Annotated in this window: 8 protein-coding genes and 4 pseudogenes; 2 read left to right on the forward strand and 10 right to left on the reverse strand. The window is 66.1% G+C overall.

Annotated elements, in window-relative coordinates; translation table 11 throughout:
• Nucleotides 1-35: 35 nt before the first annotated feature.
• The 6 genes and pseudogenes from VKG81_RS10575 to VKG81_RS10600 form a co-directional block, all read right to left on the reverse strand.
• Nucleotides 36-446: a hypothetical protein gene (locus VKG81_RS10575; RefSeq protein ID WP_324395868.1), complete on the reverse strand. Its 411-nt coding sequence runs from the start codon at nt 444-446 to the stop codon at nt 36-38.
• On the reverse strand, nt 443-1,378 hold the full coding sequence (locus tag VKG81_RS10580) for a metallophosphoesterase family protein (RefSeq protein WP_324395869.1): 936 nt from the start codon (nt 1,376-1,378) through the stop codon (nt 443-445). Before VKG81_RS10580 ends, VKG81_RS10575 begins: the two co-directional genes overlap by 4 nt.
• The gene (locus VKG81_RS10585) at nt 1,375-1,842 is read right to left on the reverse strand and encodes a cupredoxin domain-containing protein (protein WP_414685226.1); all 468 of its coding nucleotides are present in this window, start codon (nt 1,840-1,842) and stop codon (nt 1,375-1,377) included. The genes VKG81_RS10580 and VKG81_RS10585 overlap by 4 nt, the downstream gene beginning before the upstream one ends.
• A gap of 114 nt (nt 1,843-1,956) precedes the next feature.
• Nucleotides 1,957-2,664 (reverse strand): annotated as a pseudogene (locus VKG81_RS10590) (ubiquinol-cytochrome c reductase iron-sulfur subunit).
• 205 nt (nt 2,665-2,869) lie between these two features.
• Nucleotides 2,870-3,218, reverse strand: a pseudogene (locus tag VKG81_RS10595) (zeta toxin family protein); the annotation flags it as partial.
• A pseudogene (locus tag VKG81_RS10600) lies at nt 3,208-3,518 on the reverse strand (TA system antitoxin ParD family protein); the annotation flags it as partial. The pseudogenes VKG81_RS10600 and VKG81_RS10595, both read right to left, overlap by 11 nt.
• A gap of 215 nt (nt 3,519-3,733) precedes the next feature.
• Here VKG81_RS10600 and VKG81_RS10605 point away from each other — a divergent pair.
• A complete protein-coding gene (locus VKG81_RS10605; RefSeq protein WP_324395870.1) occupies nt 3,734-4,597 on the forward strand; it encodes an SDR family oxidoreductase in 864 nt (287 codons plus the stop codon).
• Nucleotides 4,598-4,650: 53 nt separating this feature from the next.
• Here the strand turns inward: VKG81_RS10605 and VKG81_RS10610 are convergent.
• From VKG81_RS10610 to VKG81_RS10625, 4 genes and pseudogenes are all read right to left on the reverse strand, one after another.
• Nucleotides 4,651-5,590, reverse strand: a pseudogene (locus VKG81_RS10610) (IS5 family transposase).
• A 122-nt stretch (nt 5,591-5,712) separates the two neighbouring features.
• The gene (locus VKG81_RS10615) at nt 5,713-6,297 is read right to left on the reverse strand and encodes a DUF4126 domain-containing protein (protein WP_324395871.1); all 585 of its coding nucleotides are present in this window, start codon (nt 6,295-6,297) and stop codon (nt 5,713-5,715) included.
• 416 nt (nt 6,298-6,713) lie between these two features.
• Nucleotides 6,714-7,871: a DUF6345 domain-containing protein gene (locus VKG81_RS10620; RefSeq protein WP_324395872.1), complete on the reverse strand. Its 1,158-nt coding sequence runs from the start codon at nt 7,869-7,871 to the stop codon at nt 6,714-6,716.
• Complete coding sequence (locus tag VKG81_RS10625; protein WP_324395873.1) at nt 7,765-8,694, reverse strand: hypothetical protein; 930 nt, start codon at nt 8,692-8,694, stop codon at nt 7,765-7,767. Before VKG81_RS10625 ends, VKG81_RS10620 begins: the two co-directional genes overlap by 107 nt.
• A gap of 860 nt (nt 8,695-9,554) precedes the next feature.
• Between VKG81_RS10625 and VKG81_RS10630 the strand changes: the two genes are divergently transcribed.
• On the forward strand, nt 9,555-9,713 hold the full coding sequence (locus VKG81_RS10630; RefSeq protein WP_324395874.1) for a helix-turn-helix domain-containing protein: 159 nt from the start codon (nt 9,555-9,557) through the stop codon (nt 9,711-9,713).
• Nucleotides 9,714-9,964: the final 251 nt, after the last annotated feature.

Below are 9,964 nucleotides of genomic sequence, written 5' to 3' on the forward strand. Positions count from 1 at the left end.
GGGCCAGCGCCTCGGTCTGCGCCGTGCGCCTGGCCTCAGGTTGCGCCGTGTGCCTGGTGTGTGGTCCTCGGCAGGAATGTCGCCGCAACCAGCACCACGGTCAGCACCTCGGCGATGACGGCGAGCGCCGCCTCCGGGGAGGGTTGCCATCCCCGCTCGGTGAACCCGAACAGGCCGACGGTGCGCGAGAGCGCGAACGCGATCAACGCACCGACGGACAGGACCGCCGCGAGCCACCCCAACCAGTCCGGCGCGCCGAAAAGAATGAGCACTGCCAGCGCACAGAAAATGCTGGCCTGCAACAGAAAACCCGGGCCGACCGTGGGGATGTAGCGGTAGCTCTCGACATACAGGTAGGCGTGGATGACGCCGCTTACCGCGACAGTGGCGCTGATGGCGATGCGGAGGGCCAGCCGGGCGGGGAGGTTGGCTTGTCGTGATTTCATGTCAGCTTCTGCTCTTTCAGTGCGAGGGCCTGCTGGCCCTTGGTGTAGGTGACCTCGCGGACGCCGAGCGCGTCGTGAAGCTGGCCGGCGGGCAGCGTGACCGGTTTGGGCGCGGGCCCGTCGCCTGGATGAGGCAGCGGGTAGGCGGTGGTGGTGCCGCTGTAGAAGGTCACGTTGCCCTCGGTCTTGGTGAAGAGTTGGTGCACATGACCGTTGAGGCAGGTAACCGATGAGAACCGCTGCAGATAGCTCAGCGCCTGCGCGGCGTCCTCGGTGCCCCACCCCCAGTCGGGGTACATCGCGAACAGCGGGATGTGGCTGAACACAACGATCGGCGTGTCACTGGATAGTGAAGCGACATCCTTCTCCACGAAATCAAGCTGATCTGCGCCGAGGTGGCCGAGTTTCTGCAAGTGCAGCGTGTTCACCAGCGCGATGAAATGCACGCCGGCCGTGTCGAAGCTGTACCAGCCGTCGCCGTGGGTGCCGGCGCCGAAGGTTTGACGGTATTTCTGCCCGGCATCGTCGGTGGAGTCGTGTTCGCCGGGCACGGTGAAGATGTGTGGGGTGTTCAGCCCGGTCAGCATCTGCTTGACCTGATCGAACTGGTCGGGTGTGCCCAGGTGGGTGAGATCGCCGGTGTGGATCACGAAATCCGGTGTGTATCCAAGCGAATTGATCTGGTTGATGGCGTGGGTGAACGTGTCGGCGACGTTGGGGTTGGCGGCACCCTTGAATCCGATGTGACTGTCGCTGATCTGCACGAACCGCAGCGTCGGCCGCGCCTGCGCCCGAGTCTCGCCGGTCGATCCGGCGATGTGGGAGATCACTTCGCCGCCGGCGACGGATAGCACCACCGCCGCACCGAACCACGCGCCGTGGCGGATCAGTTGGCGCCGGGTCATCCCGTGGGGGTCGCGCTCGGCGGTCATTTGGTCACCACCACGGTGCCGGTCATGAACGGGTGGATTGAGCAGATGTAGTCGAACGTGCCCGGGGTGGTGAAGGTGAAGCTGTAGCTCCCGTGGGTGTCGAGGCCGGGGGAATGAAACGAGCCGTCCTTGGCCGCGACGGTGTGTGGTTCCTCGTCGAGGTTGGTCCAGGTGACAGTGGTGCCCACCGGCACGGTGAGGGTCGCCGGGTCGAACTTGAAGTTGTTGATGCTGACCGCGTTGGGGCCCTGCGGTGCGTCAGGCGCCGCGGTCGACGATGTCGCGGCGGACGTGGCCGCCGGCGCGGCGGCGGTGCCGTGCCCCGCCATTCCCGGCGTGGTGCTGGCCTGCGGCCCGAAACTGATGGATGGCGGCGTGTTCTGTGACGGGCTGGATCCTGAGCAACCCGAGACCAGGAGCATGGCAGCCGCGGCCACTGCGGCGCCCGCGGTGACAGCGGGCATTCGATGACGATGCCGGAGCATGACGATGCAAACCTCCCCGATCGATGACGAGCCCGCGGACGCGGGCCGCTCGCCCAGAGATATGACGGCGGGTTACACCACCGACCGGTCCGGTCAGGACGGCTGCGTCGGTTCGATCGGGACGAATACTTCGATGGCGCCGTCGCGTTGCGAACCTCGAGTGTGGGCAACGGTGTCGGCGTGATGGGCAGCTGATGGGACACCACCTGCCCGGTGGGGGAGAAGGACGTCGAGTGGCAGGGGCAGCGCAGCCGATCGTCGGCCCGGTCGAACCACAGCCGGCAGCCCTGATGCGTGCATATGCCCGACACCGCCTCCGAGCGGCCGTCGACCCGTCGAACGAACCCGATGAGCGAACCGTGCTCGAACGGATGCATCGCGGTCGCGAACATCCGCACTCGACGCGACCGCCTGCCAACTGCCCTGGCCCGGTACCATGTCGCCGGCAGCGGAGTTGGTGCTACCCGCGGTGCGACCGCCGCTCGATGGCAGGCGATCGGCGGTCGGGCCGGCGGCCACGCCCGCCGCCGCGGCGGAGGTACCGACGATCACCTGCCGGCGGCTCGCGTGCAACCGCCTCGGCGACGAACCGACGGTTGCACTGCCGTCCATCTGCGCGGCGAGCCGCCGCTGCAGGTCGGTGAGAAACTCCTGGCGTGGGCTATCGCGGCCGTACCGCGCTGCCCGCAGGTCGATCGCGGCCCGGATCTGCGCCGTTTCGAAGTCGTCGGGCCGAAACGGCTGGGGACGCCGGCCACCCAGCAGGTCGTCCACGTACCGCCCTAACGCGCGTGTGTTCATCGCTCATCGCAACGTCTCTCGCCGGCGCGCCGCCAGGGCAATGGCGCGCCACAGCGCGGCCAGCAACACCTCGGCGGCAACATCGTGTTGTGCCATCGCGAGTCCCTGCCTGCCGACGTGGAGAAGTCACGCTGCAGAACGCCGCAGCCCGATCATGAATAGCGCCCCGGGTTACAGTTCCGGACGAGCCGTTGACCGGCTCGTGGGGTGCCCACACCGGCCAGGCGGGCGCACCGATGATCTCGCCCGCGCTCATCTGGGCGACAGCGCGGACCGCGCCGAGCGCTGTTGTCGTAGACCGCGGCGATGTCGGACAGGCTGATCGCGTCGGCGACCAAATCCCGCAGCCGACGGTGCCGCTCGCGGATCTTGGTCTCCGGCACGTCATGGCCGCCAGCGGCCACCCGGTGGCGGACCCGCTGCACAGCTACGTCTTCCGGCACGATCACCGCATGCAGCGCCACGGTGTAGCCCGCGGCGCGCGCCGCGTCGATCAGGCCGAGCTTGGAGGGATGGCAGAACACCGTCTCAACGATGAACGGACGTCTTAGCTCGGCTGGCGGCCAGGACGTCCGCGTAGTGCGTACGAGCCAGGCTTTCATCGATGGCGGCGGCGATCTCGGCGTTAAAGACCACGCCCTCCTCGACGGTTAGGTCAGTGGTAGGCCGATCGCCGGCCAGCGCGGCCTCGACGCGGCGGCGCGAGGCGCTGTGTCGGCTCGAGACCGCGCGCTCGACGCGCGCCCAGTGATCCAGCTGCTGTTTGGCCGAGCGGCTCTGGCGCGCCCTCGGCTGCCGCGCTGTCCATCAGGTCGGCGGCGACCCGGTGTGACGCGGTCGGCGACGTCGGCCATCATTTCTCCCAAGCACGTAGCAATCTGTTACAGATCGTCGCACTGCGCTACGGACTAGGCCGTGTCTCCTAATGGTGACGCGATCGGCGCGACGATGTCGCGTTTTTACCGTGGTGCCGCTCACGCGCTGGCGGCGGCGGTGGTGGCGGCCTGCGCGGCGATGTTTCGATTTGCTCCGCCGGTACGCGTGACCGCGCCGGAGTAACGTCGCGGCCATGCCTTCAGTCCTGATCACCGGTGCGTCGCGGGGAATCGGCAATGCGATCGCCACACTGCTTGCCGCCAACGGGTGGGATGTCATCGCGGGCGTCCGCAGTGAGGAGGACGCGGCCAAGGTGAAGGCCGGGAGCCCGCGCATCGCGCCGGTCATCCTCGACGTGTCAAACTCTGAAAATATTGCGGCGCTTGATGATTCGTTGCCCGAGCGACTCGACGCCGTGGTGAACAACGCCGGTGTGGCGGTGGGCGGCCCAATGGAGGCCGTCACCCCTGACGAATTACGGTGGCAGTTCGAGATCAACGTGATCGGCCAGATAGTGGTGACGCAGGCCGTGCTGCCGCGGCTGCGTCGGTCTCACGGCAGGATCGTGTTCATCTCAAGCGTCACCGGCAAGGTGGCATTCCCGCTGATGGGCCCCTACTGCGCGTCGAAGTTCGCGCTGGAAGCGGCGGCTGACACGCTGCGGATGGAGCTCAAGCTGTGGGACATTCCCGTTGTGATCGTTGAGCCAGCGCAAACCAATACCGACATGTGGCGCACCGCGATCGCCGAGCCAGCGCAAACCAATACCGACATGTGGCGCACCGCCGAGACCGCCGCGCCCATGTCGGCAGAAACGAGGCAGCTCTACGACCGGCACCTGCGGGGCGTGAGGAAGTCGATGCCTATGTGGGAGAAGATGGTGGGACCGGAGAAGGTCGCAAGGGTCGTCGAGGAGGCACTGACCGCGCGTCGGCCGCGGGCGCGTTATGTCGTCGGGGCCGTGCCGAAGTTGCAGCTCGCGTTCGTGACGAATCTGCCTACCGCGGCGCGTGACCGTTTGCTGCGAATCATTTCTCGCCAGCCGAGCCGACTCTGACGGCTTTGTGGGCGAGTTCGTCAAGCGGCGCCGGTGGGCACCCGCGGGCTTCTTCACCGGCGAAACGGTCGGGGCATAGCGACCGCTGTCTCTAGGGCGGTTGTGCGTATTCGCATGACTGATGCGGCAAGAAGGACGCCGCCGAGGAAGCTCAGCGCGTATTTGTCGTAGCGGGTTGCGCTGCCGCGCCATTGCTTGAGCCGGTTGAAACCGCGTTCGATGGTGTTGCGCTGCTTGTAGATTCCGGCGTCGAATGCCGGTGGGCGACCGCCGGCTGGACCCTTGGCCTTACGTCGGGTGATCTGGTCATCGCGCTCGGGAATGGTGTGCTTGATTCTGCGGCGGCGCAGCGCCGCGCGGGTGGAGGGATGTGAGTGGGCCTTGTCGGCGAGTAGCCGGACCTCGCGCGCAGCTTCGCCGCTGTGCTCCGCCCCGAAATAGCCGTCGACCAGCGGCAACAGCTCAGGATTGTCGTGAGCCTGCCCGGCGGTGAGCGAGAGCGGGACCGGGCAGGTCGCGGTGTCGGTCAACGCGTGGATCTTGGTGGTCAACCCGCCGCGCGAGCGCCCGAGCGCATGGTCACCGGGCTCGGCGGCGGGCCGATTCGTGTAATTCGGGTCAGCCCCCTGTGTCCCCGGCGTGGGGCGCACCGGCCGCATGCTGATGCGCCCGCACCACCGTGGAGTCCACCGACAACAACAGCTGCAGGTCCTTGTCGAGCTTGCCGTCGCGCCAATGTGCCCGCACCACGTCAAGAATCCGCTGATAGGTACCGTCGAACGAAAACCGGTGATGGCGTTTCCAAACCGTCTGCCAAGGCCCGAAATCCGCAGGCAGATCCCGCCAAGGCGACCCAGTCCGGAACCGCCATGCGATCCCTTCGAGAATCAGCCGATGATCGGCGAACCGACGACCTCGCTTGCCCACATCCGACGGCATCAGCGGCGCGGCAACAGCCCAGAACTCATCCGATATCACTCCCACACGCGTCATGAGACAGATCGTGACTGCCAACACCCACATCAATGGGAGACACGCCCTAGTCCCCCCACCGCAAGAGGGGCGCTTCGCGGTTACCGCCGGGGAGTCGTCGCGGTCGACAAGGGAATCTGGATTCAGGTCACCGGCTTTCGTCTGCGGCGTCGCATGATCCTCGTCGCCCCCCACACCAGGAGTGCGACAACGACAAGCGCCAACACGGGCACGACGATCGCTAGCGCCACCAGCGTGAGGCTGACGATGTCTTCGATCGTGCTCAGGATCGGGGCGGCCACGCCCGCCGTTGCGACGTTCGCGGCGGGCCGTACAGCGGTCTTGCCGAGATGCACGATGAGGGCGACGACCGCCCCGACCGTGACCGGTACCCACGCACCGGAGCGAGCGAACGCGCCGGGATCGCTGACCGCGACGGTCTGCGCGGCGGTGCCGGAACCAAAGACGATGCCCCCGGCCGTCGGCCGTACGAACGTCTGCACCGCGTCGTTGATGCTGTCGAGCGCCGGAATTTTGTCGGCTACCACCTCTACGGCGAGCAGCACCGCGACAATCGTTAGCACCCAGCCGTTCTCGAGCCACGACCAACCGTGCGGCAGCGCCACCAGGTGGGTGAACCTCGCCAGCAACCCGAGGGTGAGCATCGGGATGTAGGCATTGAGACCGGCCGCGCTGGCCAGGCCGAAGCCGGTCAGCAACTGCTCCATATGCGAAAGGGTAAGCGCTGCGACGAGAATCTTCCGGAAAACGTTCTTGCGCTCAAATGGTCAGCGCGTCAGCGGGCAGATTAGTCGACGGTCATCCCCAGAAGACTGGATCGCCACTGTTGGCTGGCACATCGGATGAAAGGACCTTTCGTTGTCCACGCTCTCCTAATCCCAGCTCCTTGCCGCTTGCACTCCAGGCGGTTCGACGGCACTCACGTCCGTGACTGAGCCAGCGCCGGCTGGAGGTCCGCATTCGAGCGTCGCGCCTGCTCGATGCCTCTCGAACACTCGTTGAACCGCCTCGGGCGTTGCTTACCGGTGCGAGCAGGATGCATCAGGGCTCGGTGAGACGGCCGGAAGCGCAGCTCCGTCATCTCGTCGAGCGCAGCTCGGTGAGATGTGATGCCAGGCTGCGGTTACGGGAAGGTCTGGACGGCGTCGGTCCCCATGATGTACCACCAGGCGTCGATCATGTTCCGAGGGATTGTCGGTCCCACCGCACCTCTGCCCCAGTAGTAGTCGCCGTAGTCACTGACGCCGACAATGGTGCCCCGCACATCGACGTTAGTGATCGGGCCCATCGCCGCCGCCGTCCCGATGTCCGTCGCGTTGGCGGCGTTCAGCCATGACTGGACGATCGTCTGCGGCTCGAAGTCGATGAACAGGATCTTGAAGCCCAGGAAGTTAAGCACGAAGTCCGACACGAAGGGGTGGCTGTCCGCCCCCTCGGTATCGAACGCGAGGACGCTATGGAGGCCATTGAAGGCTTGGCCCCAGCTCAGCCATGGGGACGAGGCATTTGCATCATTTTCGAGCAGGTTGCAGGCGTACATCGGGAGCCATTGAAGTTGGTCGTTGGGATACGGGGCGCCCCACGAGCCGGCGTACGGGACGTCGTAGCCTTGGCTGCCGATCTCCACGGTGGTCGAAGAGGTCGGCACCAGAACGGATGCGCCCGCCGACGTGTTGTACTGGGCCGGGGTCGCACCCGGATACATCTCAGCGAAGCCGTAGGGATCGGCGTCGCCGATGTAGAAGACGATGTTCGCCGTGTTGATGCCCCAGTTGGCGTAGTCGGCGTCCCCGTTGATCCATGGGTTTGCGACGAGCGCACCGGGCGGCGTGGGCTCGATGTAGTCGCCGGGCCAGGACGAGTCGGCGAGCCAGCAGAACCGCTCCGACCCGCCACCGAATGTGTTCATCGCGTTCTGCCAGGCGACGCGGTCCCCGGTCCACGCGCCTGGATCGTTGGGGCTCTCGCACCCGTAGCTGACGGAGTTGTGCGTGTCCGGCGCCGGCCGGGCGGTGACCAGCAGTGAGGTGTCGGCCTGTGCCGACACACCGTTGGCGTCGACCACCGTGACCGATACGTACTCGGTCCGCGTCAATGACTGGGCGGGGATAATCTCACGCAGGTCCCGAGTCAGTGGCTCGTAGCTCACCGCAGCGCCGCGCTCGGTGGAGGTATTAGGGTTCGATCCTCCCCACAGGAACGAGTAGGGCGCCGTGCCGCCGGACACTGTTGCACGCGCCTCGACGCGGGAGCCCTCGACGGCACTCGCCGCGACGGTCACCGACGGGGACGAAACGAGTGTCGTCGGTGGCCGGAATCAAGCGGACCCGGGAAGTGCGCGGGTGCTCGGTGCCCCGGTCTGGGTGGGTCACCATCCGCGTGACGGTGACCGCGTACCACGGGATGATCTCACTCGGCCGCCAGTAGGACGCACCGTTCAAAGCGTTGCGCAGGCTCGGCGCCAGGTAGACGAGCCGGACATCGACCGCAACGTCGTCGGTCACCGAGCACGAGATCCGGTGACGAATCGCGTCGGCGTCGATGATCGCCACCGATGGGCCGGGCTCGAGCACTCGCGTCGCGTGAATCAAACGGGTGACGTCTCCGTCGGCGGCGAACGAGATCTGGATCTGCGCGCCTGGGCCGACGAGCGGGTATCCGTCGACGGTGAAGCGGTAGCTGACATGGGTGTCGAGCAGCGTTCGCCGTTGCTCCTGCTCGGCACCATCGGCACCGATGGCCACGGTGGTGAACACCGTGTGCCCTACCATGGGCCGGGCCGAAGCCGGCGTCAGCCTGGCGCTCTCCAGGGCGGCGGCGGCCGACCTCAACGCCACGTCGTCGGCGAACGGCACGTGCCGGTCGAGCGCTGCGTAGTCGATGCCGGTGACGGCGATCGCGATCTCCGGGTGGTGGTTCGTGGTGGCGTCGGTGAAGCGGGCGACGATGTCCGGGTCGTTGATGGGGACGCTTGGAACGGCGAGGTACTTGTCGCGGTCCACAAATGACGCCTCGCCGTCCAGCCACCTCAACCCCTTGGCGGGGATCCTGAGCGCCTCCGCCAGTTGCTGAGCTTCCGACTCCTGGATCCCCGTCGTCGCCACCCGATACACCGGCAGCCGATTCCCCGCACACTCTCGCATGACTTCCCCTGCTCTCGATCTGGTTGGTACGGTGCCGCCCCTTCCATAGAACCGGACTGTCGTCAGCTCTATTGCGGATTCCGGACGGTCGCCAACTACTTGCCACATGCCAAAACCATTGCGCTTCCAGCGGTGCCGTTTGGGCAATGTCTCGGTCCGCTCAGCGGACCGCTTCGCGCGACAGCGCACCATGAGATCTGACCGACCCGTTGCGGCGACATCCCGTCTGGGTCGAAGATGACGTTCATGCCTTTCCGCCGTCTTAACTTTTGTTGACGCTACCGCCATATCGGCCAGGCCAGAAGGAAAGCGCCAATTGCGCGTTCAAGCGTCATCGAGACCCTTTTAAGCGTCACCACCCTAGAACGGCCACCGGGGCGGGTGTCAGGCGCAGACGCCGAAACCCCTCCTCGATTTCTGCGAGTCGATGGCGATCGTCGAATTAGGCAGATCGCTCTCGGCGGCACCTGAAAACTGACCCCGGCGCGGCCCTCGAACCCAAGGCCGCCAGGGGGTCAAAATTCAGCTGCCGTCGACAATCGCTTCGTTTCGTGGACTGTAGGGCCAACGCTAAGCCCACCAAGGGGCTCTATCAGATGTGAGAACTGCACCGCGTGGCGCATACCGGCCCCTCAGCCAGCGCGGCTGGTGCCGGTATTTTGTGCAAAGTCTTTTAACACGTCATGTTGCCTCTAGGGTCTTGGCGTCCACAACAGACGGCATCGATTCCTCGACGGCCGCGGGCCGCATGGTGATCGGCGTTCTGGCGAGCATGGCCCAGTTCGAGCGCGAGCTGGTCAAGGAGCGGACGGCGCTGAAGCGTGAAGCTCCCGGGCGAACGGCAGGAAGTTCGGCCGTCCCGCAAGGTCGACGACTCCGAGCACATCGCCACGGTGAAGCGGATGAAGGCAGACGGTCACACCGCGAGGGACATCGCCAAGCACCTCGGGGTAAGCCGTGCCCGTTGTCTCGGCACCTGACGGACGGCGCCGCCTGGTCGGCAGGAGCGTCGAGGTTGGACGGCCGCCGCGTGTGCTTGTTCAAGGCCTGCGGCAGCCGAAGGAGCCAAGCCGCACCAACCTTCCCTGCTACTGAGACGCGTGGGCCGGGTTCTTCCCCTTGGGCTGGGGCGGACGGGAATTGTTGAGTTCCACGACGTTCCGCGACATCTGCTGTCAAACAGCAGGCTTTTTGGCGCTTGCACCAGGCGTGGTCTCTCCGTTGGCTGATG

This window comes from Mycobacterium sp. (assembly GCF_035314905.1).
Lineage (GTDB): Bacteria > Actinomycetota > Actinomycetes > Mycobacteriales > Mycobacteriaceae > Mycobacterium.

What these genes read in the sequence shown, in the direction of transcription:
- VKG81_RS10585 (WP_414685226.1), bottom strand. Translation starts at nt 1,842, where the DNA reads ATGCCCGCTGTCACCGCGGGCGCCGCAGTGGCCGCGGCTGCCATGCTC.
- VKG81_RS10580 (WP_324395869.1), bottom strand. Translation starts at nt 1,378, where the DNA reads ATGACCGCCGAGCGCGACCCCCACGGGATGACCCGGCGCCAACTGATC.
- VKG81_RS10575 (WP_324395868.1), bottom strand. Translation starts at nt 446, where the DNA reads ATGAAATCACGACAAGCCAACCTCCCCGCCCGGCTGGCCCTCCGCATC.
- VKG81_RS10605 (WP_324395870.1), top strand. Translation starts at nt 3,734, where the DNA reads ATGCCTTCAGTCCTGATCACCGGTGCGTCGCGGGGAATCGGCAATGCG.
- VKG81_RS10615 (WP_324395871.1), bottom strand. Translation starts at nt 6,297, where the DNA reads ATGGAGCAGTTGCTGACCGGCTTCGGCCTGGCCAGCGCGGCCGGTCTC.